This is a genomic window from Streptomyces sp. URMC 126, assembly GCF_051386555.1.
Classification (GTDB): domain Bacteria; phylum Actinomycetota; class Actinomycetes; order Streptomycetales; family Streptomycetaceae; genus Streptomyces.
The window spans coordinates 13,597-39,914 of sequence record NZ_JBPQTX010000027.1; the positions used below are offsets into that span (position 1 = coordinate 13,597).

Genomic DNA, 26,318 nt, shown 5'->3' on the forward strand with positions numbered 1-26,318 from the left:
GCCCATGAGCGAGATTCGCATCGACAACGTCTCCCGCTGGTTCGGCAACGTGGTGGCCGTCAACGACGTCTCCATGACCATCGGCCCCGGCGTCACCGGCCTGCTCGGCCCCAACGGCGCGGGCAAGTCCACGCTCATCAACATGATGGGCGGCTTCCTCGCCCCCTCCACCGGCACGGTCACCCTCGACGGCACGGTCATCTGGGGCAACGAGGAGATCTACCGCCACATCGGCGTCGTCCCCGAGCGCGAGGCGATGTACGACTTCCTCACCGGGCTGGAGTTCGTGCGCGCCAACGCCGAACTCCACGGGCTGCCCGACGCGGCTGCCCGCCGGGCGCTGGCCACGGTCGAGATGGAGTACGCCCAGGACCGGAAGATCTCCACGTACAGCAAGGGCATGCGGCAGCGCGTCAAGATGGCGTCCGCCCTCGTCCACGACCCGTCCGTGCTGCTGCTCGACGAACCGTTCAACGGCATGGACCCCCGGCAGCGCATGCAACTCATGGACCTGCTGCGGCGGATGGGGTCCGAGGGCCGCTCGGTGCTGTTCTCCTCGCACATCCTGGAGGAGGTCGAGCAGCTCGCGGCGCACATCGAGGTCGTGGTGGCCGGACGGCACGCCGCGTCCGGCGACTTCCGCAAGATCCGCCGGCTGATGACCAACCGGCCGCACCGCTACCTGGTCCGCTCCGACGACGACCGCGCCCTCGCCGCCGCGCTCATCGCCGACCCGTCGACGTCCGGCATCGAGGTGGACGTCCAGGAGGGCGCGCTGCGCGTCCAGGCCGTGGACTTCGGCCGGTTCACCACCCTGCTCCCGGCCGTGGCCCGCGCGCACGGCATCCGCCTCCTCACGGTCTCGCCCTCGGACGAGTCCCTGGAGTCGGTCTTCTCCTACCTCGTCACGGCCTGAAAGGAGGCGCCGAACCATGGGAACCACCCACCGGATCTACCACCCGACCGTCGCCCGGCTCACCTACCGGGGACTCCTCGGCCGCCGCCGGGCCGCCGTCCTCTTCACCCTGCCCGCCCTGCTGCTGCTCATCTCCGCCGCCGTCCGCCTGCTGACCGGCGCCGACGACGACACCGCGACCAAGGTCCTGGGCGGCTTCGCGCTGGCCACCATGGTCCCGCTGATCGGCGTCATCGCCGGCACCGGCGCCATCGGCCCGGAGATCGACGACGGCTCGGTCGTCTACCTCCTCGCCAAACCGGTCAAGCGCCCGACGATCGTCTTCACCAAGCTCCTCGTCGCGACCGGCGTCACCGTCGCCTTCTCGGCGATCCCGACCCTGATCGCGGGCCTGCTGCTGAACGGGAACAGCCAGCGCATCGCCCTCGCCTACACGATCGCCGCCGCCGTCGCCTCCGTGGCCTACAGCGCCCTCTTCCTGCTCCTGGGCACGATCACCCGGCACGCGGTCGTCGCCGGCCTCGTCTACGCCCTGATCTGGGAGTCCCTCTTCGGCAGCCTGGTCCCGGGCGCACGGACGCTCAGCGTCCAGCAGTGGTCCCTGTCCCTGGCCGAACGCATCGCCGCACCGGGCGCCGTCTCCTCGGACGTGGGCCTGCCGGTGGCGCTGGTCCTGCTCGCCGGAGTCACGGTGGCGGCGACCTGGTACGCGGGCGAAAAACTGCGCAAGCTGACGCTGGCGGGGGAGGAGTAAGACCCCGCTCCCGGCACTCGGCCGCCCGCCGAGACGGCGCCGAGTGCCGCTCTCGCCCACGCGGTCCCCGCTACGAGACGTGGGGCTGCGAGAAAGCGCCGCGGCAGGCCAAGGGCGGCTGTCACACGTACCGCGCCACCGCCCGGGCCACCGCCATCTGCTCCTCCTGGAGGCGGGTCTCCCCGTCCTCCACGTCCCACAGCGAGTTCTGCAGCGCCCGCGCCATCGTCCACCGTGCCGCCCGGCCCCGGTCCAGGCTCAGGACGTCGGTCATCAGGTCGAACCGCCGCCGTACGGCCCGTTCCACGTCGCCCGTGGCGACGAGGTCGTCCCAGCGGTTGTCGAACGCCGGCATCAGATCGAAGCAGGGGTCCCCGACGAGCGGGACGGGGTCGATGGCCAGCCAGGGGCCGCGCTCGGCGGCGGGGCTGCCGGGGAGGGGGGCCAGCACGTTCTCGTAGTGCAGGTCCCAGTGGAGCAGCCGGTCGCCGGGCTCGTCGGCCACGTCGCGGACCACCTCGGCGCAGTCGGCGAGCCAGCGGCGTTCGGCGGGGTCCTCCAGGGCGGGCAGGGCCTCCGGTACGCCGGTGAGCATCTCGCGCACCACGTCTCCCAGGTGCCGCATGCCCTCCGGGGCGGGGGCCGTATGGAGGCGGGCCAGCAGGCCGGCCAGGGTCAGCAGGGCGGCCTCGGCGTCCGGTTCGTCGTCCAGCGACCGGGTGGCGTCGAGGCGTTCGAGGAGCAGGGTGGCGGTGGCGGGGTCGTGTTCGAGGAGCCGGACCGCGCCGCCGCCGTTCCAGGCACGGAGCGCGAGCGGCTCGCCGGCCCGTTCGTCGTCGATGGGCTGGAGCTTGAGCGCCGCCGGGGTGCCGTCCTCCCGTCGGACGGGCAGGACGAGGGCCACGTAGCCGTGGGCCGGCTCCCCGTCGGGCCGCAGGTTCCAGCGGTCCAGGAAGCCGGCCGCCAGGTCCGGCAGCCCCGCGATCCACTCGGCGGCGTGCTCGGGGTTGTGCTCCTCGTGGTGCTCGGCGAGCTTCGGCGGGACGGTGATCAGGGGCGACGGGCTGGGCACGGTGGCGCGCTCCTCACGGCGTGGACGGTGTCTCACCCACCCCTAACGTCTCAGATCTTCCGATCGCGCCCGGCGCCGAGCCCCAGGAACACCAGAGCCAGGCAGGCGGCGAGGAGGACGCAGATCGGCAACTCCCAGCCGCCGGTGGCCTGGTGCACCGCGCCGACGGCGAACGGGCCGACGGACGCGAGGAGATAACCCCAGGTCTGCGCCATGCCGGAGAGCCGGGCGGCGGTGTGCGCGTCGCGGCTGCGCAGCACCATCAGCGTCAGCGCGAGGCCCAGGGTGCCGCCCTGGGCGACGCCCATCATCGTCGCCCACACCCAGGCGCCCGCCACCGGGGCGAGCAGCAGCCCGGTCGCGCCGCCGGCCAGCAGCAGGACGACGCCCACGGCCAGCAGCCGCTGGTCGCGCAGCCGTCCGGCGAGGACGGGCACGACGAACGAACCGGCCATCTGCACCAGCGTGTAGAAGGCGTAGACGAGGCCCGCCTCGCCCTTGGCCATGCCGTGATCGGTGAAGACGGTCGGCATCCAGGCGATGCACACGTAGGCGATCAGCGACTGGGTGCCCATGAACAGGGTGACCTGCCAGGCCAGCCCGGAGCGCAGCAGGGCCGGACCCTCGGAGGAGGTCCCGCCGGCCGCCGGGGCGGGGACGTGGTGGCCGCCGCGCCGGGAGAGCAGCGCCTGCGGGATCCACACCAGGACGGCGAGGGCGGCGAGCAGCGCCCAGGAGGCGAGCGAGCCGCGCCAGCCGCCGAGGGCGTTCTCCAGCGGGACCGCGCAGGCGGCCGAGGCGGTGGCGCCGAGGATCATCGCCGTGGAGTAGAGCGCGGTCATGCTCGCGGCCCGGTCCGGGAAGTCCCGCTTGATCAGGCCGGGCATCAGGACGTTGAGGAAGGCGATGGCCGTGCCGACCAGCGCGCCGCCCACGAACAGCGCGGCCACCGGGGGCGCGACGCGGATCAGGATGCCGCCGCACAGCAGGACGAGGGCGGCGCACAGCACCGACTCGGTGCCGAAGCGGCGGGCCAGCCGCGGCGCGGCGATCGAACCGAGACCCATGAAGACCAGCGGAATGGTCGTGACCAGGCTGCTGGCGGTCGCGTTCAGCCCGAAGTGGTCGTTGATCTCGCCGACCATCGGGGAGACGCCGGCCAGCGCCGCCCGCATGTTCAGCGAGGCCAGGATGATGCCGGCGAGCACCAGCGCGGGGTGCGCCCGCAGGCTGCGTACGGCGGCGGGGGTGGGGGCCGCCGCGGAGGGCTCCTCGGCGGCTATGAGGGGTGTCTGGGGCCTCGATTCGGACATGCGGGTGCCTTTCGGGTGGAGCTCGGGCGGCGGGGCGAGGGCCCGCCGGGCGGGACGCGGGAGGGCCGGGAGTGTCCCCGGGGGTTACCGCCGCTGGTCGGCCAGCAGTGCCTCGACCGCCTGCTTGGGGCGTTCGAGCAGGGCCCGCGCGGCGCGGTGGGCCGCGTCGGGGTCGCCGGAGGCGATGGCCTCCATGACGGCGTGGTGGTCGCCGTGGAGGATGCGCGGCATTTCCCGGTCGTCGAGGGCCGTGAGCAGCGCCTCGCGCACGGAGCTGCTGAACCAGGTGTACGTGGCGGTCAGCGCGGTGTTGTGCGCCGCCTCCACGACGGCCTTGTGGAACTCGATGTCGTGGTGCGCGTACAGCTCCAGGCTGCCGGAGTCCGGCTGGCCGTCGGCGTCCTCCAGCTCCTTCTGGGCGTCCAGGGCGGCACGCATCCGCTCCAGGTCGGCGGGTTCGTGGCGGGTGGCGGCGAGCCGGGCGGCCTCGGCCTCCAGCGCGATCCGCAGTTCGAGGACGTCCCGTACGCCGGCGCGCTGTACCCCGCGCATGATCTCCGCCGGGTCGGCGGTGGAGACGACGAAGGTGCCCTCACCCTGCCGGGAGCGCAGCATTCCGGCGTGCACGAGGACGCGGACGGCTTCGCGGACGGTGTTGCGCCCGACCTGGAGCTGTTCGGCGAGGGCGTGCTCGGTGGGGATGCGGGCGCCTACCGGCCATTCGCCGGCCGCCACCTGGGTGCGCAGTTGTTCCACGACGGTGTCGACGAGGGACTGGCGTCCGGCTGCTCGTAGTGCCACGGGGTCCTTCCGGGGGCGGCTCGTTCCTCTTGACCGGGTAACCCGGTTGCCCAGTCATCCTACAACCTGCCGGACGGGCTATATCAGCCTGTCCGGCGTTTGAGGACGAGCGGCGAAGCCGCGATCAGCGGGGTCTGGGGCGGCAGCCCCAGGAAACGGCGAAAGGGAGGGACCGGGGCACCCCTCACAACCCCAACCGAGCAAGCTCCGTCCGCGAGCTGATCCCCAGCTTCGGGTAGACGTTCGACAAGTGGTAGCCGGCCGTCCGGGGACTGATGAACAGCCGCGCCCCGATGTCCCGGTTGCTCAGCCCCTGCGCCGCCAGCTTCGCGACCTGCGACTCCTGCGGCGTGAGCCGGTCGAGGAGGCCCGGGGTCGCGGTCGGCGCGGCGAGGCTCTCACCGGTGGCGCGGAGTTCGGTGCGGGCCCGTCCGGCCCAGGGGGCCGCGCCCAGCCGGTCGAAGGTGTGCAGCGCGGCCCGCAGGAGCGGGCGCGCCTCGGAGGTCTGCCGCCGCCTGCGCAGGTGCTCGCCGTACAGCAGCTCGGTGCGGGCCCGCTCGAAGGCGGAGCCGCCGTCGCGGTGCAGCCGCAGGGCGTGCGCGAAGTGTTCGCCGGCGGCGGCCGGGCCGGCGGCGAGCAGGGCCCGGCAGCGCTCGGCGACCGCCCGCGTCCAGGGCCGGGGGTAGGCCGCGGCGTGCCGCTCGTACCAGCTCAGGGCGTACCGGCCGCCCTCGGGCCGGTCCAGCCGGGCCGCGGCCTCGACGAGGTCGGGCAGGCTGCCGATGAGCCCCTGGCGTTCCGTGCCCTCGGCGACGGCGGTGAGCCGGTCGAACGCCGCTTCCGTGCGGCCGAGGCCCAGGTCGAGCAGGGCGAGGGCGCAGGCGGCGTGCACCGTGCCGGGGGCCACGCCGAGGGCGAGGGCCTCGGCGGTCAGCGCGCGGGTGCCCTCCTCGTCGCCCCGGGCGGCGGCGAGCTGGGCGAGGACGGTGGCCAGGTGGATCCGGGCCCGGGTGTGCCCGGTGTCCTCGGCGACCCGTATCCCCTCGGTGGCGGTGGCCAGCGCCTCGCGGTGCAGGCCGAGCAGCAACTGCGTGCGGGCGAGCAGCATCTGGACGAGGGCCAGGGTGCCGATGGCGCCGCTCTCCCGGCACCGCCGCTCCAGCGCGACGGCCACGTCCCGCGCGGCCGGCAGGTCGCCCGCGAACAGGTGCCACCAGCCGAGGCGCACCGCCTCCCGGACGTCCGCCGCCGAGTCGCCGTCGGCGCCGATGAGCTCGCGGACGGCGTCGGCGCCGGCGCCGGAGTCGGCGGGGCCGCACCGGTGCTGCCCGGCGGCGAGCCGGGCGAGCGCGGCGATCCGCCCGGCCTCGGGCAGCCCCAGCTCGGCGGCCTGTGCGGCGGTACGGTCCAGGGCGGCCTGGTCGGCGGCGTGCCAGGCGGCCTGGGCGGCTTGGAAGAGCAGGGGCCCGACGAGCTCGGGGGCGGGCCCGGCCAGGTCCGGGACGGCGCCGGCGAGCAGGGCGTACGCGTCCCGGGAGCGGCCCTGCTCGTCCACGGCCTCCGCCCGGACCCGGACGGCGGCGGCCAGCGCGGCCGGCCCGTCCGCCAGCGCGGCGGCCCGTCCGGCCAGTTCCTCGGCGTGGGCGGGCCGGCCGGCGTCCGTCGCGGCCCGCGCCGCGGCCGTCAGCCGGCGGCACCGCCCGGCGGGGTCCGGGGTGAGCTCGGCCGCCCGCTCGTAGGCGGCGGCGACGGCGCGCGAACTGCCGCGCGCGCGGGCGCGTTCGGCGCTCTCCTCCAGCAGCCGGGCGGTCTCCGGGTCGGGCCCGGTTCCGGCGGCGGCGAGGTGCCAGGCCCGCTGGTCCGCCTGGTCCGGGCGGCCGGCGAGCGCGTCGGCCAGCGCCCGGTGCGCGGCGAGCCGGCGGCTCGCGGGCGCGTCCTGGTAGACGGCGGTCCGCACCAGGGGGTGCCGGAAGGCGAGCCGGCCGTCCACGAGGGCCAGGAGCCGGGCCCGTTCGGCCGGTTCGAGGTCGTCCAGACCGGCGCCGAAACGTTCCGCCGCGCCGAGCACGGTCGCGAGGTCGGCCGCGCCCGCCGCGGCGGCGACGAGGAGCAGCGCCCGGGTGGGTTCCGGCAGCGCCGCGACGGCCGTGGTGAACGCGCGCAGCAGCCTGCTGTGCGGCGGGAGGACGGCCATGCCGTACGGGGAGGCGTACCGCTCGTCCTCCCGCTGTGCGGAGGGCAGTTCGCACAGGGCCAGCGGATTGCCCGCGGCCTCCTTCAGGACGAGCTCGCGCGCGTGCCGGGACAGCCCGGCGGCGTGCTCGTCCAGCAGGGCGCCGGCGGCCGCCGGGTCGAGACCGGACAGCCGCAGCTCCGGTATGCCGGGAGCCGGGAAGTCGGGGGCGTCGCCCTCGCGGACGGCCAGGACGACGGCGATCGGCTCGACGCCCAGGCGGCGGGCGGCGAACAGCAGGGCGTCCGCCGACTCCCGGTCGAGCCAGTGTGCGTCGTCCACGAGACACAGCAGTGGTTGCTCCTCGGCGAGGCCGTCGAGGAGGGTGAGCACCGCGAGTCCGACGAGGAAGCGGTCGCCGTCGCCGACGGAGGCCATGCCGAGGGCGGAGCGCAGCGCCTCCGCCTGGGCCCCGGGCAGCCGGTCGAGCCGGTCGAGCACCCCGGCAAGCATCAAGTGCAGCCCCGCGTAGGGGAGTTCCCCCTCGGCCTCGACGCCGGTGCCGCGCAGTACCCGCATCCCGGCCTCCCGCGCGGTGCGCGCGGCGTGGTCGAGCAGCACGGACTTGCCGATGCCGGCCTCGCCGCGGAGCAGCAGGGCGCCGCTGCGCCCTTGGCGGGCGTCGGCGAGAAGCCGGTCGAGTGCGTCGAGTTCCGTGGCGCGTCCGTGCAGCATGACGGCCACAGTAATGGCTGGTCAGCAGCCTTACGAGGGGGGAGATCTCAGGCGCCGTAGGGCACCTCGGCGCGGGCCTGCCGCAGGGCGCGGCCCCACCAGACGAGCTGGTCGAGCATCCGCTTGGCCGCGCCGTTGACCACGTCGGCGTCCAGCGGCTCGCCCGCCTCGTCGAAGCGGTCCCAGGCCATGTGGAAGCTGACCGTGTCCCGGACGGTGACGGCGTGCAGCTCGGCGAAGACCTGCCGCAGGTGCTCCACGGCGCGCAGGCCGCCGCTCACCCCGCCGTAGGAGACGAAGGCGACGGGCTTGGCCTGCCACTGCGGGAAGTGCCAGTCGATCGCGGCCTTGAGGGAGGCGGGGTACGAGTGGTTGTACTCGGGCGTGATGACCACGAAGGCGTCGGCGGCGGCCAGGCGCGGGGAGACCGCGGCGACCTCGGGGGTGGGCTCGCCGGACAGGGCGTTCGGAATGCCCGCGTCCGCCAGGTCGAGCACATCGACGTCCAGGCCGGAGTGGGCGCGGGCCTCGCGGACGAACCAGTCGGCCACGGTGGGGCCGAACCGGCCCTCGCGGGTGGAACCGACGATGACGGCGACGCGGAGGGGGGCGGAGTTCATGGCGATGCTTCCTTGTGTGTGGGGGTGAACTGCGGGGCGAGTGAGCCACGACGGGCCTTTCGGCCGGTGCGCCGGGACGCGGCGGCCCCCCTCGGGGGTGTCGTGTCGGAGACCGCCGCTCCCGTCCGGCGCGACCCGGCCGGACACCCCTTACGAGCGTCCGGGGCGTCCCGGCCCGGCCGGCTGACATCGAGGACGCTACGGGCCGGCACCCCGCCCCCACATCTGTCGGATGACCGGGTCCCGGTGACCGGGTGACCGGGGCGCCGATCCCGGTCGCCCGGCAGATGTGGCGGGCCGGCCCGCGAACCTAGCGTCGGGGCCATGGACGACACCGACCCCAAGAGCCCCTCCGGTCCCCGCTCCCGCCGCCCGGCCGTCACCCTCGGCCTGGTCCTGCTCGGGATGCTCACCCTGGCCATGTCGATGTCCGGCACCACGGTGGCGCTGCCGGACATCGGCGCGGACCTCGGCGCCTCGGGCGCGAGCCTCCAGTGGGCGGTCACCGGGTACTTCCTGACGGCGTCAAGCTTCATGCTGGTCACCGGCGCGCTCGCCGACCTCTTCGGCCGCCGCCGCGTCTACCGCTCCGGAGCGGCCCTGTTCACCGCCGGCCTGCTGCTGAGCGCCACCGCCACGGACGTCCTCGTACTGGACGCGGCCCGCGCCCTCGCCGGACTCGGCGCCGCCGGCGTGATGGCGAGCGGCGGCGCGCTGCTGGCCACCACCTTCTCCGGACCCGCCCGCACCAAGGCGTACGCCGCCCTCGGCACCACCGGCGGCGTCGGCCTGGCCGCCGGTCCGACGATCTCCGGGGCCCTGGTCGGCGGCCTCGGCTGGCGCGCCGGCTTCCTGGTCTTCGCCGCGGTGGGCGGGGTGCTGCTGGCCGGCACCTTCCTCGTCGCCGAGTCCCGGGCGGCCGTCCGGCCGCGCCTGGACGTCCCCGGCGCCGTGACGTTCATCGCCGCGCTCGCCCTGGTGATGACCGGGGTCACGCAGGGGCCGCAGAACGGCTGGTCGCACCCGCTGGTCCTGGCCGCCTTCGGCGTGGGCGCGCTCCTGCTCGTCGTCTTCGCGGTGCTCCAGCGCCGCTCGGCCCACCCCGTCCTCGACCTGACCCTGGTCCGCGACCGCCGCTACCTGGCCTGGACGCTCGCCGGCCTGACCGGAGCCGTCGGCTTCGCCGGCACCCTCACCTACCTGCCCACCTACTTCCAGGGCGTGAACGGCGTCTCGGCGGGTGAGGCCGGTACGACGATGCTGCTGCTCACCGCCCCCGTGCTCGTCGCACCGCTGGTGAGCGGGCAGTTGGTGAACCGGGGCGTGCCCGCGCGGCTGGTGATCGCCGTCGCGATGGGGCTGGTCGCGGCGGGCAACGCCTGGCTGACCGTCCTCGCCCCGGGCGGCGGCACCGGCCCCCTGGCGGGCCCCCTGCTGACGATCGGCATCGGCACCGGACTGGCCAACGGCATCATCGACGGCCAGGCCATGAGCCTCGTCGACCCCGAGCGCTCCGGCACGGCGGCGGGCTTCCTCAACACCGTCCGCGGCGGCGGCCAGGCCATGATGATCGCCGCCCTCGGCGCGGTGATGCTCAGCCTCCTCCAGAGCCGTCTCGGCTCCGCCGGCCTTGCCGCCCGGGTCGCCTCCGGCCACCTCGCCGGCCCGGACCACGCCCGGCTCGCCGGCCAGTACACCGAGGTCTGGCACACGGTCCTCTGGGGCATCGCCGGTCTCACCGCCCTCCTCTGCCTCACGGTGATCACACTGCTGCGCCCCCCGCACTCCACCCCCCGGCCGGCCAAACCGACCACGAAGCACACCGAGACCCCGGCCCTGACCCCCACCCGCTGAACCACCCACCGGACGACCGGCCACGCGACGGGCCCGGGAAGGCGATCCGCCTCCCGGGCCGCCCGGCTTGTGCGAACGGACGACGGCACGGAACGCGGGCCCCCGTCGAGCGCCCCGCTACGGTCCGTCGAACGGGGGCACCCGACGCCAGCCTCCGCTCACCGGGGCGGCAGCCCGACGGCCGCGTGGGCTCCGTCCAGGATCCGCCCGATCCCGGAGGCGGCCGCCCGGGCCTGGGCGGCATCGCCCGACCGCGCGGCGTCTTCCCAGCGGCGGAGGTCCGCCGCGAGTTCGGGCCGGCGCTGGATGTGGACGTAGACCGCCCATTGGGCGATGAAGCGCCGGAGCGGCGCCAGGTCGGAACCCCGCCGGGACTGGTCGGCGGCTTGGTCCAGTTCCCTGGTGAAAGCCGGTAGCGCGGCAGGCGCGATCCGGCTGATCGCCTGCCGCAGCGCGGTGACCGCGGCGGAGGTGGTCCCGGTTGCTCCCATGGGCGCGATTCTGATCCCAGCCCCAGCGTTCGGGCCCGAGTGCGTTTCCCGCCGCTCGAACGAGTGAGGAAGAAGCGATTCGGCGCCCCCGCCGGCTCCTGGGCTCGCCCCAGCCCGCGGCCGTTCGGTGTCCGGTCCGCGCCCCCTCGGTTACCGTCGAACGATGGAACAGGACGAACCGGGGACACCCGGGGGCGGCCGTCCGTCCGTTCCCGCCCGGGTGCGCCGGTACGGAGCGGGGGCCGTCCGGGCCCGGGACCTCGTCCGCTCCTGGGTCCGACGCTCCCCCGGCACCCACATCTGGCTGCTCGTCATCGGCGTCACCAGCCTCGTCGTCGCGGCGGCAAGCGAGGGGCTGGAGACCTTCCTCCTCCACCGCACCAGCAGCAATATCCACGAGCTGAGCAAGCACCCCCTCCAGTCCCTGCTGATCAGCGGCTTCTGGATCGAGACGCCCTCGTCGTTCCTGCGCTACGTCGTCCTCTTCGAGGTGATCCACGCCAATGTGGAGCGCTGGGCCGGGACCTGGCGGTGGCTGTTCACCGTCGGCGTCGCGCACGTCGCGGCCACTCTGATCAGCCAAGAGGTGCTGCTGGTCGCCATCGAGCACCATGCGGCGCCGCGCGCGATGCGGCACGTGGTGGACATCGGGGTCTCGTACGGGCTGGCCGCGGCGGCCGGCCTGCTGAGCTACCGGATCCCGCGGCCCTGGCGGTGGGGGTGGCTGGTGGCCCTCGTGCTGTTCTTCGCCGTGCCGCTGGCGACCGGCGGCACGTTCACCGACGTCGGGCACGCCATCGCGGCGGCCGTGGGCCTGGCCTGCGGCCCGCTCGTCCGCGGCCGGCCGACGTGGGACGGCACGGCGCCGGCGCGGGCCGTGCGGGCTCTGCGTGCCGGACGGGCTGAATAGCCCGTCCGGCCGCTTCGGGGGTGCGGGGGCTTGCCCCGCAAGAAGCGGAGAAGGGGCGGGGCAGGGGCACCACCCCCGCCGCGTCCCGCGCGGCGAAGCCTCAGCCGAAGAGCCGCTCGACCACCACGGCGATGCCGTCCTCGTCGTTCCCCGCCGTCACCTCGTCCGCGACGGCCTTCAGCTCGGGATGCGCGTTGGCCATGGCCACGCCGTACCCCGCCCAGCCGAACATCGGCACATCGTTCGGCATGTCACCGAAGGCGATCGTCTCCGCCGCCTTCACCCCCAGCCGCCGCGCGGCCAGCGACAGCCCGGTGGCCTTGCTCAGCCCGAGCGGCAGCAGCTCGACGATGCCCTCACCCGCCATCGTGACGTCCACGAGCCCGCCCGCCGCGGCCCGCGCCGCCTCCGCGAGGGCGTCGTCGTCCAGCCCGGGGTGCTGGAGGTAGAGCTTGTTGAGCGGCTCGGCCCACAGCTCCGCCCGGTCGGTGACGGGAATCGGCGGACGCGGCCCCTCCTGGAGCCGGTAGCCGGAGGTGACCAGCAGATCGCCGTCCAGCCCGTCCCGCGAGGCGGCCAGGTGCAGCCGGCCCGTCTCCGCCTCGATCTTCTCCACGGCCAGCGCGGCCACCCGCCGGTCCAGCGTCACCGACGTCAGCAGCCGGTGCTCGCCCGCGTGGTAGACCTGCGCGCCCTGCCCGCACACCGCGAGGCCCCGGTAGTCCAGCGCGTCGAGTATGTGCTTCGTCCACGCGACCGGGCGGCCGGTGACGACGATGTGCGCGGCCCCGGCCGCCGTCGCCAGGGCGAGGGCGGCGCGGGTGCGCTCGGAGACGGTCTCGTCGGACCGCAGCAGCGTGCCGTCGAGGTCGGTGGCGACGAGACGGTACGGGGGCGGGGGCACGGACGTCACTTGGCGACCGGCTCCAGGACCTCGCGTCCGCCCAGGTACGGCCGGAGGACCTCGGGGACCCGGACGGTGCCGTCGGCCTGCTGGTGGTTCTCCAGCAGCGCGACGATCGTGCGGGGCACCGCGCACAGCGTGCCGTTCAGCGTGGCGAGCGGGCGGACGTTCTTGCCGTCGCGCATCCGCACCGACAGCCGGCGGGCCTGGAACTCGTCGCAGTTGGACGTCGAGGTCAGCTCGCGGTACTTGCCCTGGGTGGGGATCCACGCCTCGCAGTCGAACTTGCGGGAGGCGGAGGCCCCGAGGTCACCGGTGGCCGTGTCGATCACCTGGAACGGCAGCTCCAGGCCGGTCAGCCACTGCTTCTCCCACTCCAGCAGGCGGGCGTGCTCGGCCTCGGCCTCCTCCGGCGCGACATACGAGAACATCTCGACCTTGTCGAACTGGTGGACGCGGAAGATGCCCCGGGTGTCCTTGCCGTAGGTGCCCGCCTCGCGGCGGAAGCAGGGCGAGAAACCGGCGTACCGCAGCGGGAGCTGCGAAGCCTCGATGATCTCGTCCATGTGGTACGCGGCGAGCGGCACCTCGGACGTGCCGACGAGGTAGAGCTCGTCCTTGTCCAGGTGGTAGACGTCCTGCGCGGCCTGGCCGAGGAAGCCGGTGCCCTCCATGGCGCGCGGCTTGACCAGCGCGGGGGTGAGCATCGGGGTGAAGCCGGCCGCGGTGGCCTGCGCGATGGCGGCGTTGACGAGGGCGAGCTCCAGCAGCGCGCCGACGCCCGTCAGGTAGTAGAAGCGCGAGCCGGACACCTTGGCGCCGCGCTCGACGTCGATCGCGCCGAGCGACTGGCCGAGCTCCAGGTGGTCCTTGGGCTCGAAGCCCTCGGCGGCGAAGTCGCGGGGGGTGCCGACGGTCTCCAGGACGACGAAGTCGTCCTCGCCGCCGCGCGGGACGTCCGGGTGGACGAGGTTGCCGATGCGCAGCAGGAGGCGCTGGGCCTCGGCCGCGGCCTCGTCCTGCTCGGCGTCGGCGGCCTTGACGGCGGCGGACAGCTCGCCGGCCTTCTTCAGCAGCTCGGCCTTCTCGTCGCCGGTGGCCTTGGGGATCAGCTTGCCGAGCGCCTTCTGCTCGGCGCGGAGTTCGTCGAAGCGGACGCCGGACGACCTGCGCCGCTCGTCGGCGGAGAGCAGCGCGTCGACGACGTCGACGTCCTCTCCACGGGCGCGCTGGGAGGCGCGCACACGGTCGGGGTCCTCACGAAGCAGGCGAAGGTCAATCACCCCCCCAGGCTACCGTTGACCGTCGCGATCACTCGACGCGATATTCCTCTTCGGAGGGTTTTGCCCCGTTCCGGGTGATTTTCACGGCTTTCCGGGAGTGATCGGAAAAGGGTGGAAACTCCGGTATTGCGCACGCCGAATTCCGAGCGATTCACGTGAAACCGAGCGGGATCGGCCGCTCGGCCCGGCGGGTCCCGGCAGAGCCCCGGTGGGCCTCGGCCCGCTCGCTGCGCGCCCGTTGTCCACAGGAACGAGTGATTCCGATTCGTTGTCCACAGGATGTGCGCGCAATCTGTGGACGCCGAGCGCCGAAGGTCACGGCTGTTTTCGATATCGGCCACGCTTTGGCGGCTTTCTGACGGATAAACCTTGTTCGGGCACTCTTTTGGGTGGAGATTTCTCGCCCTTAAGGGTTGTTCGAGCGCTTTCGGCTGACTCCCGGGTGGTGGACGATGCCACAACCCGGCGGCCGGGGCTGTGGACGATCCGGTGGATTGCTAGAGAGATTTGTCGACGTTGACCGATTCGTGACATCCGGCCGACCCTCGCTCTGTCGACTTATCCCCAGGGGTGGGGCGCCCTGTGGATAACTCTGTGGATGATCCGCCGAGACTCCGGCGCGCGGCTCAGGCCCGCCCGTCCTGGCAGCGCGCCAGCCACTCCGCCGCCGCCACGAAGTCGGCGTCCGACGTCCCCGGCCGGGGCTCCGACGCCGAAGGCGCGCCCGGCTCGCCGTCCGCGCTCGCGCGCGGATACGAACCCAGGAACCGCACGTTCGGGCAGATCCGCTTCAGCCCCATCAGCGTCTCGGCCACCCGCCGGTCGGTGATGTGCCCCTCGCAGTCGATGGAGAAGCAGTACCGGCCCATGCCCTCGCCCGTCGGGCGCGACTCGATCCACGTCAGGTTGACGCCGCGCGCCGAGAACTCCTGCAACAGCTCCATCAGCGCACCCGGATGGTCGTCCCGCAGCCACACCACCATCGACGTCCGGTCGGCCCCCGTCCGCGCCGCCGGCCGGGCCGGCCGGCCCGCCAGCACGAACCGCGTCTCCGCGTTCCGAGCGTCGTGGATGTCGGTGACCAGGGGCTCAAGACCGTACGTCGCGGCGGCGAACTCCCCGGCGAACGCCGCGTCGTAGCGACCCTCCCGCACCAGCCGCGCCCCGTCCGCGTTGGAGGCCGCCGATTCCCACCGCGCGTCCGGCAGATGGGCCGCCAGCCACTTGCGTACCTGCGGCTGGGCGACCGGGTGCCCGGTCACCGTCCGGATGTCGGACAGCTTCGTCCCCGGCCGGACGAGCAGGGCGAACGCGATCCGCAGCAACACCTCGCGGTAGATCATCAGCGGGGCGCCGGTGGCGAGTTCGTCCAGGGTCGCGGTGACGCCGCCCTCCACCGAGTTCTCGATGGGCACCAGCGCCGCCGCCGCCTCGCCGCCCCGCACGGCGTCCAGCGCCGCCGGGACGGAGACCTTGGGCACGAGCTCGCGCGTCGCCGCCTCGGGGAGGGTGCGCAAGGCCGCCTCGGTGAAGGTGCCTTCGGGACCGAGGTAGGTGTAGCGGCTGGCCGACATCACGCGATACTCCTCCGGACGGTCCGCTGCGGGGGAAGCGGGCTCCCGCCACGATACCGAGCGGGGCGGGAGGGTCCCCCGCCCACCGGTGGTCCCGGCGCCCCCTCCGACAGCCCGCTACCCCTCCAACAACCGCTGCCCCACGTACTCGCCCTCCGCGCAGCCGCCCGGCACCGCGAACAGCCCGCTCGCCTCGTGCCGCAGGAAGCGTGACAGCCCGTCCCCCCGGTCCAGCTTCCGCTGCACCGGCACGAACCCCTTCATCGGGTCCGCCTGCCAGGCGACGAACAGCAGCCCGGCGTCCGGGGCGCCGTCGTCCCGGAGGCCGTCGTCGTACGAGAAGGCGCGGCGCAGCATCGTCGCCCCCCGGTTGGAGGCGGGCGCGGCGACGCGGACGTGGGCGTCGCCGGCGATGGCCAGCGCGCCGTCGGGGCCGATCTTCTCCAGGTCCACGGGGGTCGTCTCGGTGCCGCCGGACAGCGGCGCGCCGTCCGACTTGCGGCGCCCTATCACCCGCTCCTGGCGTTCCAGCGGCAGGTTGTCCCAGCTGTCCAGCAGCATCCGGATACGGCGTACCACCGCGTAGGAGCCGCCCGCCATCCAGGCGTCCGGTCCCTTGCGGTCACGCGGCACGAAGATCTGCTCCTCGAACGCCGGGTCGGTGGGCTTGGGGTTGTTGGTGCCGTCGATCTGGCCCATCAGGTTGCGCTGGGTCATCGGGCGCGGGGTGGCGCCGGGGGTCCGGTTGAAGCCGGTCATCTGCCAGCGCGGCCGGACGGTGTCGCCGCCCTGTTTGCGGAGCAGCCGCAGCGCGTGGAAGGCGACGAGCGCGTCGTCGGCGCCGATCTGTACCCACAGGTCGCCCTCGCCGCGCTTGGGGTCCAGGGCGTCCTGGGTGAAGGCGGGCAGCGGTGCGAGGGCGGCGGGCCGCCGGTCGGTCAGGCCCGTCCGGTCGAAGAAGGTGCGGCCGAACCCGAAGGTGACGGTGAGCGAGGACGGGCCGGCGTCCAGCGCGATGCCGGTGTCGTCGCCCTTCGGCGCCCGGCCCTCGGCCAGCTCCGCGGCCGTCGTGGACCAGCGTCTGAGCAGGGCGGCGGCGGCCTTGCGGTCCGCGCCGGGGGCCAGGTCGAAGGCCACCAGGTGGCCGTGGGCCTGCGCCGGGTCGGCGATGCCGGCCTGGTGCTCGCCGTGGAAGGGGACGGCCGCCGAGCCGACGCCGGTCAGCGGGTCGGGGTCCTTGCGGACCGCCTCCGCGACCGAGGCCCCGCCCAGGCCGCCGACGACGATCCCGCCGGCGCCCACCGCGCCGGCCGTGCCGAGCAGCCGCCGCCGGGACAGCCCGCCGCTTGTCTCCTCCTCCCGTCCGGTCGTCTTCTTCGGGGGCGTCTTAGGGGTCGTCTTCTTCGTGGTCCGCTGCGTCGTGGTCTTGCCGGAAGTCTCAGCCATCAGTGATCTTCACGTCTTCGATCTCGGTGACCTGGTCGATCTCGGAGGTCCGTACGGTCAGGGTGAGCTGCCACCGACCCGCCATGGGCAGCTGGAATCCGGAGGCGCGCATCCGGCCGGCCGCCAGCCGCTTCAGCGGCGCCCGCAGCGGGCCGATGCCCTTCTCCTTCTCGGTGAACGAGACCGTCACCTCGGGAACGTCCACCGGCCGGCCGGCGGGGTCCGTGAGCGTGAGGTCGACGGTGTTGGCGCCGGAGCGCCCGGGGGCGACGGTGATCCGGGCGGTGCCGCGGCCGTCCTTCCCGCCGGTGTCGTACGCGATCCTCGCCTCGGCCGGTCCGGCGGCGGGCGCCGACGGGCCGCCGGACTCCCGGCCCGCCCGCTTCTGCTCGGTCTCGGCGCGGCCGGGCTGGGTGGTGGTGAGGACGGTGGTGACGGCGAGCAGCACCACGGCCACGACGGTCTCGGCGAGCACGGCGCGGCGCAGGCCGGTCCGGCCCTCGTCCGCGTCCCGTTCCCGCCGCTCGGCCGCCTTGGCCATCGCGGCCCGCTGCCGGGCCAGTTGGGCCGCCCGTTCGGGCGAGGCGCCGGCGGGCGGGGCCGGTTCGGGCGCGGGCTTCCGGCGCGGGCCGCGGGCGGGGGCCCGGTCGGTGAGCCGTGCCGTCCAGCGCCGCGAGAACGACGCCAGGACGACCAGCACCACCACCAGCCCCACCTTGACCAGCAGCCACCGCCCGTACTCCGTACCGGTGAGCGCGCCCCAGCCGCCGACCTGCCGCCACGCCTGGTAGATCCCGGTCGCGACGAGCACGCAGACGGCGGTGAACGCCAGCCGGGAGAACCGGCGGGCCGCGCCGCCGGGCAGCGGCTCCGCCGCCCGCAACGCGGCGAGCAGCGCGGCGAGTCCGCCGAGCCATACGCCGACGCCCAGCAGGTGCAGCACGTCGACGGGCATGGCCACCCAGGGCTGGAGACCGGCCGAGGCGTGCTCGGCCGCCGCCCAGGTCGCCGCCAGCCCGGCGGCCACCAGCCCGCCGCCGATCCCCAGCCCCCAGGCGTACGCCCGCCGCCCGCCCGCGGGCCGGGCCTGCTCGCCGAAGACCACGGCCAGTGCCACCGCCGCGGCGCTGAGCAGCAGCAGCCGCGTCAGCAGGGCCGCGCCCGGCCGGCTGGACAGCGCGTCCCCGAGCAGCGACAGGTCGAGGACGGCACCGGGCCCCCGCCCGCTCGTGTAGGCGCCGCGCAGCAGCAGAAGCGCCGCCGTCGCCAGGAAGAGCGCCACCCAGCCGCCGACCGCCACCCGCCGTACCCCGCGCGTGGTGTGGCAGGCGGCGGCGAACACACAGCCGCCGACGAGCAGCGCGAAGCCCGCGTACGCGGCGTACCGGGCGGTGTCGTAGACCGTCCCGACCACCGGGTCCGTCGTCGCGACCGCCGCCTTCACCGTGGTCGCCGAGGGCGCGCCGACGGAGAAGGTGAAGGCCCCGGCCACCGGGTGGCTGTCGGCGGAGACCGCCTGCCAGGCCACCGTGTAGGTGCCGTTCGCGATGCCGTCCCGCAGGGTGACGGCCGCCGTCTCGGACCGGCCGTCGACGTGCGCGGGCCGGCCGTCGTCGACGCGGGCACCCTTCGGGTCCAGGACCCGCACCGAGTCGGCGCCGAGCAGCACGCCCTCGGAGAAGGTCAGCCGGACCTGCCGGGGCGCGGCCGGCACCACCGAGCCCTGGCGGGGGTCGGTGGCGGTGAGCGCGGCGTGCGCCGACGCGCTGCCCGCGCCCACGGTCAGCAGGCAGAGCAGGGCGGCGGCCAGGGCGCCCAGCAGCCCGGCGAGCCGTCGGACGGTCGGGGTGGTGCTCATGCCGCGTCAGTCCTTCGGCCGGTACGACGCGTCCCGCACCGGCACCTGGATCCTCACCGGCGCCGAGGTGGCGAAGTGCAGCGTGAACTCGATCTTCTCGCCCACCCGGGGCCGGTGGTCGAGCTTGCCCAGCATCAGGTGGCTGCCGCCGTGCGCGAGGGACAGGCTGCCCTTCGCGGGGACGTCCAGCCGCTCGACGTGCTTCATCCGCGAGCCCTCGGTGGTGTGCAGGGTGACGTCGCGGGAGAGCGGCGTGGTGACCTTGGTGAGCCGGTCGGCCTCGCCGCCGTCGTTCTTGACGGTGAAGTACGCCGCGGCCATGTCGTCCATGGCCGGCCGGGGCATGTAGGCGCCGGCGACGGACAGTTCGGGCTTGTCCGAGGTGCCGGAATCGCAGCCGGTGACCACCACCAGCCCGCCCGCCAGCAGCAGCGGGAGGGCCGCCGCCGCGGCGACGGTCGTCTTGCGCATCAGGGGTTCTCCCCCTTGACGATCTTCGGGAGGCCCTTGGCGTACTGCTCGGCGGTCGTCTCGGCGGTGTAGAGCCAGTGGCCCTTGTCGTCCTTCGGCGAGAAGCCGACGACCTGCGCGCCGTGGCTGACGGTGACCGAGCCGTCCTTCTCCTTCTTCGGCTTGTCGACCAGGATGCCCAGCGGCTTGGCCGCCGCCTGGATGGTGTCGAACGAGCCGGTCAGACCGACGATGTCCTCCCCGCCCTGGGCGTCCAGCCACTTCCGCATCCGGGCCGGGGTGTCCCGCTCGGGGTCGGTGGTGACGAAGACGATCCGCAGCTTCTTCCGCTCGTCCTCCGGCAGCTTCTTCGCGGCGGCGGCCATGTCGGAGACCACGGTCGAGCAGACGTCGGGGCAGTAGGTGTAGCCGAAGTAGAGCAGCACGGGCCGGCCCGCGGTCTCCTTGACCAGCTGGTACTGCTTCTCGGAGGTGTCCTTCAGGACCAGGTCGGGCTTGGCCTTGGCGTCGTCCAGCGTGATCGGCGACTTCTTGGGCTCGCCGCCGGACACGTCGGCGATCGGCTTGTCGTCCGCCTTCTCGTCGGAACCGCCGCAGGCCGACAGGGTGAGCGCGGCGGCGAGGGCCAGCACCGTGCTCGCGGTCTTGGTACGCATGCGCATGGAGTGCTTCTCCAGGTGTGGGCGGGTAGGGGAGGTGCGGGTTCGGGGAAGGGGGCCGGCCGCCTGGTGCGGCGCCGGCCCCGGCCGTTCCGTGCGTCAGGCCGCGGTGCGGCGGCGTCCGGCGAGCACGCCGAAGGCGGCGCCCGCCACGCCCACGACGATGCCGACGACGCCGAGGACGCGCGCGGTCGTGTCCGTGGAGCCGCCGTCGTCGTCGTTGTCCGAGGCGGCGGCCGTGGCCGGGGCCTCCTTGCCGTTCTTGCCGTCCGCCTCCGGCTTGTCGACCAGCTTCAGCACGGGGGCGGGGTGCTCGGGCTCCTCGCCGCCCGGCTTCGACGGGTCGATCCAGCGCACCACGTCGTCGTCGGAGTAGGTCTGGAGGGCCTTGAACACCAGCTCGTCGGCGTCGGTGGGAAGCTTCCCGACCGACAGCGGGAACTGCTGGAAGTTGCCGGGCTCGATCTTGCCGCCGGTCCAGACGACCTTGCTGACGGCCTCGTCGATGGACTTGCCGTGCATCGTCACCGGCTTGTCCAGCTTGGTCTTCTCGACCTTCACGTCCCAGCCCGGCACCGCCTGTGGCATCACGGAGACGAGTGGGTGCTTGGGGTCGAGGGCCAGTTCGACCTTGACCGTCGAGGCGTTGTCCTTCTCGTTCGGCACCTTGATCGAGATCGTGCTGTAGCCGCCCTTCTGGGCGGTCCCGGGCTGGACGCTGACGTGCGCCGAGGCCGGCCCGGCGAGGAGCAGCACTCCGGCCGCGGCGGCGGTGCCGACGGCGGCGAGACGGCCGAGACGGGTACGGACGGCGGCGGGCATGGTGTGGATGGTCATGCGAAAACACTCCCTGTGCAGGAGGGGGCGGATGAGGTGGCGCGCGTGCGGCCACCACGCGTCCGCCCTCCCGCCGTAACGGCGGAGTGCGACGCGTGCTCAGGCCGCGAGGGCGAACCGCGGCGGTCCCCGCCTGATCACGGCATGCCGGCACTCCGGCTCGCGCGCCGCCCGCTCGTCGTCCCCGCCCGTCCGGCGCGCGACCACGGCCGGCTCCCGGAGGACGCCGGCCAGCAGGGCGCGCAGGAACCCGGCCGCGCGCAGCACGCGGGCCAGGGCGGCCTCCACGACGGCCCGCGCGGGCCGCTCCGACAGCCGCACCACCCGCCACAGCGCCACCTCGCCGCGCCGCAGCAGCCAGCCGACGGCCAGGGCCGCGAGCAGGTGGCCGAGCAGCATCGCCGGCGAGGGCGTCAGGGTGTGCGCGAGGACGTCCCAGGTGCCGGACGGCGTACGGCCCTCCGGTACGGCCGGGGTGGGCGCGCCGACCCCGGCGTCGGTGAGGATCCGGCGCGCCTCGGCCGGGGAGGCCGGGGGCCGCCGGTTGCACAGCAGGCGGCCGGCGAAGGAGACCAGGGGACCGTCGTGACCGGTACGCGGCGACGCCTCCGGGCCGCGCTGGCCCAGGGCGAACAGGGCGTGCAGCGCCACCTGCCCCACGGCCAGGCAGGCCGCGATCCCCGGCAGCGAGCGCTCCCGCCCGGCCAGCGGCGCGACGAGCCCGAACACCACCGCGCACCCCGCCGCCAGCGTCCACACCGGGACCGGCGCGCAGGACGCCAGCGCGTGCCCGGCCGCGGACAGCAGAACGCAGACCGCGGTGAACACCGCGGCCCGGAGCAGTCGCAGATCGGCGCCGGCGCGCGCGACGGGGTGAGGCATGGCCGCGCCATCATCCCACCGGACGCACGCCCTCCCTCCGGCAGGGTCCACCGCATACCCCAATGCGCCGTCCTGTCGCATCCGCCGAATGAGCGGACTCACACGCCCGGCAGGCTTACCACCTGTCGCGCACGGCTATAGGTATCGGTATGTCGAGCCGCGGCCAGGAGGCTGAGCATGAGCATCTGGTGGTCACTCCATTTGCGGCGCGAGGCCGCGAGCGTTCCGCTCGCCCGGCGGCTGCTGGTGGGGGCGATGGAGACGGCCGGGGTCGACCCCGAGACGGCCTACGACCTGGCGGTGGCCCTCAGCGAGGCGTGTGCCAACGCCGTCGAGCACGGCGGTGACGCCTCCACCGGCTACCGGGTGACGGCCCGCATCGACGGGGACACCTGCCGCATCGAGGTCACCGACTCCGGCCCCGGCTTCACCGCCCCCGCGAGCCCCACGGCCCTCGGGGAACACCGCCGTCCCCCGCGCCGCACCGAAGCGCGGACCCCCGCCCCCGCCCACGACGAGCACGGCCGGGGCCTGTTCCTCATCGAGTCGCTCACCGACAACGTCCGGGTCCGCAACCGCCCCGGCCGGCAGGGGGCGGTCGTCACCTTCGACAAGATCCTCAAGTGGCGGGAGGGCGCGGCGCTGCCGATCGCCTCGTAGGCGCCGCGGCGCCCTTTCTGCGGCCGCCCACCGAAAGGGCGAAGACCCGCGACCCCGGCCGCCCGCCGAAAGGGCGAAGGCCCCGCAGCCTCCGCCGTCCTGGGGAAGCGCCAAGGACCCGCGGCCCCGGCCGCCCGCCGCCGGACCTCACGCCCGAAAACCGGTGGCGGCGGCGGAACGGCCGTTGCTACGTTCCCTCCGTCCGCCACCGGGGCGTCCCCGGTCGCCCGGCGGGCGTCCCGACCCGGAAGCAGGTGTGTATGACGACCCGGCCCGCGCCGAGCGCGCCTCGCCGCACCGCGTAGCCCTCCGTCCGTCGCCGCCCTCGGCGGCGTCCCGGCGACCCTCCGGTGCCCGGCCGCCCACCGCCCGCTCGCCCACCGCGCGAGCCGCGCCGCGGCCGCCTTGAGCAGCGCTCGGCCTACTCCTGCTGTCATCGAGACCTTCCGGCAAGGAGTACCCGGGTGTCCACCCACCACCACGCTCGTCAGAGCGGCCCCAGCCACACCTCCACCACCGACGGCCCCAGGCGTCCTGACGGCCCTCAGCCCTCCGGCGGCTTCGGCAGAACCGACACCTTCGGCTGCGTCCACTGCGGCCTGACCGTCTCCGCCCTCGCGGCCGACGGCCGCCGGCGCGACCACTGCCCGTCCTGCCTGCACTCCCGGCACGTCGTCGACCACGTCGACGGCGGCCCCTCGGACTGCCTGGGCCGGATGACCCCCATCTCGATCGCCGTCCTGCGCACCGGCGACTGGATGGTCGTCCACCGCTGCGTGCGCTGCGACGAGCTCACCTCGACCCCCGTCCGCGCGGACGACAACCGGCTGATCCTGATGCGGATGGCGGTCCGTCCCCTCGCCCAACCCCCGTTCCCGCTCGAAGCGTTCGGGGACCTCTGAGCGGCCGGGGAGAGGAGAGGATCATGCCGCGACGCAAGAACCCACGGGACGGCGGGGACGCACGCCGCCCACGGCGCCGCCCGCAGCGCCGCAAGGACGTCCTGCACGAACAAGGCGGCAACCGGGCCGCCGCCTTCCGCTGCGCGGGCTGCCGCCTTCCGGTGCCCCTGGCCGCACCGGGCACCGCACACCGCAACCACTGCCCGCAGTGCCTGGTCAGCCTGCACGTCGACGGACGCGTCCCGGGCGACCGGGCCGCGTCCTGCGGCGGGCGGATGGAGGCGCTGAGCCTGTCCGTCCGCCCGGACGGTGAGTGGATGATCATCCACGAGTGCCGCTCCTGCGGCGAGCTGAGCGCCAACCGCATCGCCGGGGACGACAACGCCCTCACCCTGATGCGCCTCGCGCTCCGCCCGCTCCGGGACGTCCGGACGGAGGCGAGCGGCGCGCTCCTGGCACTGTGACGCGGTGGCGGCGTGTGTGACGCGGTGACGGGCGCTGTGACGCGGTCGCCGGGGTCGCGTCGTGGGCTCCGGAGTCGCGACGCGGCGGCGGCGCGGGCCCGGCGGGAAGCCGCCGGTCCGCGCCGCCGCCGTAGGCGTGCGCCGGGCCTCCCGGCCCGGGCCGGGCCGTCAGCCCTTGAGCCCCGCCATCCACGCCTCGACGTCCGAGGACGTCCGGGGCAGGCCGGCCGACAGGTTCCGGTTGCCGTCCTCGGTGACGAGGATGTCGTCCTCGATGCGGACGCCGATGCCCCGGTACTCCTCGGGCACGGTCAGGTCGTCGGCCTGGAAGTACAGACCGGGCTCGACCGTCAGCACCATGCCGGGCTCCAGGACGCCGTCCACGTAGGCCTCGGTGCGGGCCACCGCGCAGTCGTGGACGTCCATGCCGAGCATGTGGCCGGTGCCGTGCAGCGTCCAGCGGCGCTGGAGGCCGAGCTCCAGAACGCGCTCGACCGGGCCCTCGACCAGGCCCCACTCGACGAGCTTCTCGGCCAGGACGCGCTGCGCGGCGTCGTGGAAGTCGCGGAACTTCGCGCCCGGCTTCACCGCCGCGATACCGGCCTCCTGGGCCTCGTAGACCGCGTCGTAGATCTTCCGCTGGAGCTCGGTGTACGTGCCGTTGACGGGCAGCGTGCGGGTCACGTCGGCGGTGTAGAGGGTGTGGGTCTCCACACCGGCGTCGAGCAGCAGCAGGTCGCCGGAGCGGACCGGGCCGTCGTTGCGCACCCAGTGCAGGGTGGTGGCGTGCGGGCCGGCGGCGCAGATGGAGCCGTAGCCGATGTCGTTGCCCTCGACCCGGGCGCGGAGGAAGAACGTGCCCTCGATGTAGCGCTCGGAGGTGGCCTCCGCCTTGTCGAGGACCTTCACGACGTCCTCGAAGCCCCGGACGGTGGAGTCCACGGCCTTCTGGAGCTCGCCGATCTCGAAGGCGTCCTTCACCAGCCGCTGCTCGCTGACGAAGATCCGCAGTTCCTCGTCGCGCTCGGCGGTGACCTTGTCGGTGAGCGCGGCCTCGATGCCGGCGTCGTGGCCGCGGACGACGCGGACCGGGCCGGTCGCCTTGGCGAGCGCGGCGGGCAGCTCGCGCACGTCGGCGCAGGGCATGCCGTAGAGCCGCTCGGCCTCGGAGAGGCTGTGCCGGCGGCCCACCCAGAGCTCGCCCATGCCGTCGAGCCAGAACTCGCCGTTCTCGCGGTTCGAGCGCGGCAGCAGGTACAGCGTGGCGTCGTGGCCGTCCGCCGTCGGCTCCAGGACCAGGACGCCGTCCTGCGTCTGGTCGCCGGTGAGGTACGCGTACTCGGTGGAGGCGCGGAAGGCGTACTCGGTGTCGTTCGAGCGGGTCTTCAGGTTGCCCGCGGGGATCACCAGGCGCTCGCCCGGGAACCGCGCGGAGAGCTCGGCGCGGCGCCGCGCGGTCTCCTCGGCCTGGGCTATCGGCCGCAGGTCACGCAGCTCGGTGTCGGCCCAGCCGCTCTTCATGTTCTCGGCGAGCTCGTCGGAGACGGCCGGGTAGAGGCCGTTCTTCCGCTGCTTGATCGGCTCGTCGCCTTCGGGGTTCTCGGGCGCGGGCTGCTCGGTCATGCTTTCCTCCTCGAACGGGGCCGTCCCCATCGTAGGTGGGCCGAACGGCGCCGGGGGAGGGCGGATGAGGAGTACCTGTCCGGATTCGCCGCCGGGCGAACCCGGACGTATCACTCGAAATGTGCCACCAAGAGGACGACATCCTCGCCGCTGCGCCGGGCGTCGTAACCGTCGGAGGCGCCCGTTCCGCCCGCCGGCCGCCCGGGAGCGGTGTCCATGGCCCCGGAATAGTCGGTTCCGTCGAGGCCGTCCGAGCCGTGGGACCCGTGGGACTCATGGGATCCGTCGGTCCACGCGCCGTCGTCCGGCAGGACCGTGCGGAGGATGTGGTCGGCCACCGCCTCCGGGTCCCGTCGCGCCGCCCGGGGCACGCTCGCCGCCGCCGCGTGCAGCCGGGCGAAGGCCCGGTCCATCGCGTCGCCGGTCCGGTGCAGCAGTCCGTCGCTGTAGAGCAGGAGCGTTTCCCCCGGCGCCGGTTCGATCTCGACGCTGGGCGCCTCCCAGCAGGCCAGCATGCCCAGCGGCGCCGACAGCGAGGTCTCCACGTACTCGGTGCGGTGGTCGCCCATGATCAGCGGCGAGCAGTGGCCGGCCGCGGCGACGACCACCTTGCGCTCGGCCGGGTCGCAGTAGGCGAACAGGGCCGTGGCGGAGCGGGCGGGCTCGGTCAGCCGCAGCAGGAGCTCCAGATCGGAGAGGACGGCGACCGGATCCTCGCCCTCCATCACCGCGTACGCCCGCAGGGACGCGCGCAGCCGACCGGTCGCCGCGACGGCGGACGGGCCCGAGCCGGTGATCCCGCCGACGGCGAGGCCGAGCGCGCCCTCGGGGAGGGGGAGGGCGTCGTACCAGTCGCCGCCGCCGCGCGGGCCGGTGCGGTGCCGGACCGCCAGCCGGATCCCGGCGACGCGCGGCAGCCGGCCGGGGAGCAGCTCGTCGTGGAGGGCGGCCAGGGCGTCCCTGGCCCGGCCGAGCTCCAGCAGCCGGGCCAAGTGCGCGGCGGCGTGGGCGCAGTAGCGGGCGGCCAGCCGCCGCTGGCGTTCGGTGGGCTGGGCCGGTTCGTCGTAGAGCCAGACGGCGGCACCGATCCGGCGGTCCGCCGGATCGGGGTCGGGG

The 26,318-nt window shown here is 74.5% G+C and carries 24 protein-coding genes; 7 read left to right on the top strand and 17 right to left on the bottom strand.

Features of this window, described 5'->3' with window-relative positions; genetic code table 11:
* The first annotated feature begins 4 nt into the window (after window positions 1–4).
* Both ACSNOK_RS05675 and ACSNOK_RS05680 read left to right on the top strand, forming a co-directional pair.
* Complete coding sequence (locus tag ACSNOK_RS05675; protein ID WP_436779456.1) at window positions 5–916, top strand: ABC transporter ATP-binding protein; 912 nt, start codon at window positions 5–7, stop codon at window positions 914–916.
* Window positions 917–950: 34 nt separating this feature from the next.
* A complete protein-coding gene (locus tag ACSNOK_RS05680; RefSeq protein WP_436779478.1) occupies window positions 951–1,670 on the top strand; it encodes an ABC transporter permease subunit in 720 nt (239 codons plus the stop codon).
* A gap of 121 nt (window positions 1,671–1,791) precedes the next feature.
* On the opposite strand, the gene ACSNOK_RS05685 is transcribed toward ACSNOK_RS05680, so the two are convergent.
* The 5 genes from ACSNOK_RS05685 to ACSNOK_RS05705 all read right to left on the bottom strand — a co-directional run bounded on the left by ACSNOK_RS05685 (window position 1,792) and on the right by ACSNOK_RS05705 (window position 8,384).
* On the bottom strand, window positions 1,792–2,742 hold the full coding sequence (locus ACSNOK_RS05685; RefSeq protein ID WP_436779457.1) for an aminoglycoside phosphotransferase family protein: 951 nt from the start codon (window positions 2,740–2,742) through the stop codon (window positions 1,792–1,794).
* A 50-nt stretch (window positions 2,743–2,792) separates the two neighbouring features.
* Window positions 2,793–4,055 carry a CynX/NimT family MFS transporter gene (locus ACSNOK_RS05690; RefSeq protein WP_436779458.1) on the bottom strand — a complete coding sequence of 421 codons (1,263 nt, stop codon included), beginning with the start codon at window positions 4,053–4,055 and terminating at the stop codon, window positions 2,793–2,795.
* Window positions 4,056–4,139: 84 nt separating this feature from the next.
* Window positions 4,140–4,856 (bottom strand): FadR/GntR family transcriptional regulator, encoded by a 717-nt coding sequence (locus ACSNOK_RS05695; protein ID WP_436779459.1) that lies wholly within the window; start codon window positions 4,854–4,856, stop codon window positions 4,140–4,142.
* A 184-nt stretch (window positions 4,857–5,040) separates the two neighbouring features.
* Complete coding sequence (locus tag ACSNOK_RS05700; RefSeq protein ID WP_436779460.1) at window positions 5,041–7,764, bottom strand: helix-turn-helix transcriptional regulator; 2,724 nt, start codon at window positions 7,762–7,764, stop codon at window positions 5,041–5,043.
* A 47-nt stretch (window positions 7,765–7,811) separates the two neighbouring features.
* Window positions 7,812–8,384 carry an NADPH-dependent FMN reductase gene (locus tag ACSNOK_RS05705; RefSeq protein WP_436779461.1) on the bottom strand — a complete coding sequence of 191 codons (573 nt, stop codon included), beginning with the start codon at window positions 8,382–8,384 and terminating at the stop codon, window positions 7,812–7,814.
* Window positions 8,385–8,708: 324 nt separating this feature from the next.
* Here ACSNOK_RS05705 and ACSNOK_RS05710 point away from each other — a divergent pair, with 324 nt between their 5' ends.
* Window positions 8,709–10,238, top strand: coding sequence for an MFS transporter (locus tag ACSNOK_RS05710; protein WP_436779462.1), 1,530 nt, complete (start codon window positions 8,709–8,711; stop codon window positions 10,236–10,238).
* A gap of 158 nt (window positions 10,239–10,396) precedes the next feature.
* Here ACSNOK_RS05710 and ACSNOK_RS05715 read toward each other — a convergent pair whose 3' ends face one another.
* On the bottom strand, window positions 10,397–10,729 hold the full coding sequence (locus ACSNOK_RS05715; RefSeq protein WP_436779463.1) for a DUF6247 family protein: 333 nt from the start codon (window positions 10,727–10,729) through the stop codon (window positions 10,397–10,399).
* Between the two features lie 163 nt (window positions 10,730–10,892).
* On the opposite strand from ACSNOK_RS05715, the gene ACSNOK_RS05720 reads away from it, so the two are divergent.
* Window positions 10,893–11,639: a rhomboid-like protein gene (locus tag ACSNOK_RS05720; RefSeq protein WP_436779464.1), complete on the top strand. Its 747-nt coding sequence runs from the start codon at window positions 10,893–10,895 to the stop codon at window positions 11,637–11,639.
* A 100-nt stretch (window positions 11,640–11,739) separates the two neighbouring features.
* Here the strand turns inward: ACSNOK_RS05720 and ACSNOK_RS05725 are convergent, their stop codons facing one another.
* The 9 genes from ACSNOK_RS05725 to ACSNOK_RS05765 all read right to left on the bottom strand — a co-directional run bounded on the left by ACSNOK_RS05725 (window position 11,740) and on the right by ACSNOK_RS05765 (window position 21,553).
* Window positions 11,740–12,552, bottom strand: a complete 813-nt coding sequence (locus tag ACSNOK_RS05725; RefSeq protein ID WP_436779465.1) for an HAD family hydrolase — start codon at window positions 12,550–12,552, stop codon at window positions 11,740–11,742.
* Window positions 12,549–13,826 (bottom strand): serine--tRNA ligase, encoded by a 1,278-nt coding sequence (gene serS / locus ACSNOK_RS05730; protein WP_436779466.1) that lies wholly within the window; start codon window positions 13,824–13,826, stop codon window positions 12,549–12,551. Before serS ends, ACSNOK_RS05725 begins: the two co-directional genes overlap by 4 nt.
* A 626-nt stretch (window positions 13,827–14,452) precedes the next feature.
* Window positions 14,453–15,400: a prephenate dehydratase gene (gene pheA / locus ACSNOK_RS05735; protein ID WP_436779479.1), complete on the bottom strand. Its 948-nt coding sequence runs from the start codon at window positions 15,398–15,400 to the stop codon at window positions 14,453–14,455.
* A 117-nt stretch (window positions 15,401–15,517) separates the two neighbouring features.
* A complete protein-coding gene (efeB, locus tag ACSNOK_RS05740) occupies window positions 15,518–16,846 on the bottom strand; it encodes an iron uptake transporter deferrochelatase/peroxidase subunit (RefSeq protein WP_436779467.1) in 1,329 nt (442 codons plus the stop codon).
* Window positions 16,839–18,704 carry a FixH family protein gene (locus tag ACSNOK_RS05745; RefSeq protein WP_436779468.1) on the bottom strand — a complete coding sequence of 622 codons (1,866 nt, stop codon included), beginning with the start codon at window positions 18,702–18,704 and terminating at the stop codon, window positions 16,839–16,841. The genes efeB and ACSNOK_RS05745 overlap by 8 nt, the downstream gene beginning before the upstream one ends.
* A gap of 6 nt (window positions 18,705–18,710) precedes the next feature.
* Window positions 18,711–19,175 (bottom strand): copper chaperone PCu(A)C, encoded by a 465-nt coding sequence (locus ACSNOK_RS05750; RefSeq protein ID WP_436779469.1) that lies wholly within the window; start codon window positions 19,173–19,175, stop codon window positions 18,711–18,713.
* Window positions 19,175–19,837, bottom strand: a complete 663-nt coding sequence (locus tag ACSNOK_RS05755; RefSeq protein WP_436779470.1) for an SCO family protein — start codon at window positions 19,835–19,837, stop codon at window positions 19,175–19,177. The genes ACSNOK_RS05750 and ACSNOK_RS05755 overlap by 1 nt, the downstream gene beginning before the upstream one ends.
* Window positions 19,838–19,933: 96 nt before the next feature.
* Window positions 19,934–20,671 carry a YcnI family copper-binding membrane protein gene (locus tag ACSNOK_RS05760; protein WP_436779471.1) on the bottom strand — a complete coding sequence of 246 codons (738 nt, stop codon included), beginning with the start codon at window positions 20,669–20,671 and terminating at the stop codon, window positions 19,934–19,936.
* Between the two features lie 99 nt (window positions 20,672–20,770).
* Window positions 20,771–21,553 carry a hypothetical protein gene (locus ACSNOK_RS05765; RefSeq protein ID WP_436779472.1) on the bottom strand — a complete coding sequence of 261 codons (783 nt, stop codon included), beginning with the start codon at window positions 21,551–21,553 and terminating at the stop codon, window positions 20,771–20,773.
* Between the two features lie 177 nt (window positions 21,554–21,730).
* Between ACSNOK_RS05765 and ACSNOK_RS05770 the strand changes: the two genes are divergently transcribed.
* The 3 genes from ACSNOK_RS05770 to ACSNOK_RS05780 all read left to right on the top strand — a co-directional run bounded on the left by ACSNOK_RS05770 (window position 21,731) and on the right by ACSNOK_RS05780 (window position 23,579).
* Entirely contained in the window at window positions 21,731–22,213 is a 483-nt protein-coding gene (locus ACSNOK_RS05770) for an ATP-binding protein (RefSeq protein ID WP_436779473.1), read from the top strand.
* A gap of 464 nt (window positions 22,214–22,677) precedes the next feature.
* A complete protein-coding gene (locus ACSNOK_RS05775) occupies window positions 22,678–23,115 on the top strand; it encodes an RNHCP domain-containing protein (protein WP_436779474.1) in 438 nt (145 codons plus the stop codon).
* A 23-nt stretch (window positions 23,116–23,138) separates the two neighbouring features.
* Window positions 23,139–23,579: an RNHCP domain-containing protein gene (locus ACSNOK_RS05780; RefSeq protein ID WP_436779475.1), complete on the top strand. Its 441-nt coding sequence runs from the start codon at window positions 23,139–23,141 to the stop codon at window positions 23,577–23,579.
* Window positions 23,580–23,747: 168 nt separating this feature from the next.
* Here the strand turns inward: ACSNOK_RS05780 and ACSNOK_RS05785 are convergent, their stop codons facing one another.
* A complete protein-coding gene (locus ACSNOK_RS05785) occupies window positions 23,748–25,202 on the bottom strand; it encodes an aminopeptidase P family protein (protein ID WP_436779476.1) in 1,455 nt (484 codons plus the stop codon).
* A 110-nt stretch (window positions 25,203–25,312) separates the two neighbouring features.
* On the bottom strand, window positions 25,313–26,318 hold a 1,006-nt coding region (locus ACSNOK_RS05790; RefSeq protein WP_436779477.1), incomplete at its 5' end, for a PP2C family protein-serine/threonine phosphatase.

What these genes read in the sequence shown, in the direction of transcription:
- ACSNOK_RS05765 (WP_436779472.1), bottom strand. Translation starts at nt 21,553, where the DNA reads ATGCCTCACCCCGTCGCGCGCGCCGGCGCCGATCTGCGACTGCTCCGG.
- ACSNOK_RS05690 (WP_436779458.1), bottom strand. Translation starts at nt 4,055, where the DNA reads ATGTCCGAATCGAGGCCCCAGACACCCCTCATAGCCGCCGAGGAGCCC.
- ACSNOK_RS05745 (WP_436779468.1), bottom strand. Translation starts at nt 18,704, where the DNA reads ATGAGCACCACCCCGACCGTCCGACGGCTCGCCGGGCTGCTGGGCGCC.
- ACSNOK_RS05770 (WP_436779473.1), top strand. Translation starts at nt 21,731, where the DNA reads ATGAGCATCTGGTGGTCACTCCATTTGCGGCGCGAGGCCGCGAGCGTT.
- efeB (WP_436779467.1), bottom strand. Translation starts at nt 16,846, where the DNA reads ATGGCTGAGACTTCCGGCAAGACCACGACGCAGCGGACCACGAAGAAG.
- ACSNOK_RS05675 (WP_436779456.1), top strand. Translation starts at nt 5, where the DNA reads ATGAGCGAGATTCGCATCGACAACGTCTCCCGCTGGTTCGGCAACGTG.
- ACSNOK_RS05720 (WP_436779464.1), top strand. Translation starts at nt 10,893, where the DNA reads ATGGAACAGGACGAACCGGGGACACCCGGGGGCGGCCGTCCGTCCGTT.
- ACSNOK_RS05760 (WP_436779471.1), bottom strand. Translation starts at nt 20,671, where the DNA reads ATGACCATCCACACCATGCCCGCCGCCGTCCGTACCCGTCTCGGCCGT.
- ACSNOK_RS05715 (WP_436779463.1), bottom strand. Translation starts at nt 10,729, where the DNA reads ATGGGAGCAACCGGGACCACCTCCGCCGCGGTCACCGCGCTGCGGCAG.
- ACSNOK_RS05750 (WP_436779469.1), bottom strand. Translation starts at nt 19,175, where the DNA reads ATGCGCAAGACGACCGTCGCCGCGGCGGCGGCCCTCCCGCTGCTGCTG.
- ACSNOK_RS05780 (WP_436779475.1), top strand. Translation starts at nt 23,139, where the DNA reads ATGCCGCGACGCAAGAACCCACGGGACGGCGGGGACGCACGCCGCCCA.
- ACSNOK_RS05700 (WP_436779460.1), bottom strand. Translation starts at nt 7,764, where the DNA reads ATGCTGCACGGACGCGCCACGGAACTCGACGCACTCGACCGGCTTCTC.
- ACSNOK_RS05705 (WP_436779461.1), bottom strand. Translation starts at nt 8,384, where the DNA reads ATGAACTCCGCCCCCCTCCGCGTCGCCGTCATCGTCGGTTCCACCCGC.
- ACSNOK_RS05755 (WP_436779470.1), bottom strand. Translation starts at nt 19,837, where the DNA reads ATGCGCATGCGTACCAAGACCGCGAGCACGGTGCTGGCCCTCGCCGCC.
- pheA (WP_436779479.1), bottom strand. Translation starts at nt 15,400, where the DNA reads ATGTCGGCCAGCCGCTACACCTACCTCGGTCCCGAAGGCACCTTCACC.
- ACSNOK_RS05785 (WP_436779476.1), bottom strand. Translation starts at nt 25,202, where the DNA reads ATGACCGAGCAGCCCGCGCCCGAGAACCCCGAAGGCGACGAGCCGATC.
- ACSNOK_RS05710 (WP_436779462.1), top strand. Translation starts at nt 8,709, where the DNA reads ATGGACGACACCGACCCCAAGAGCCCCTCCGGTCCCCGCTCCCGCCGC.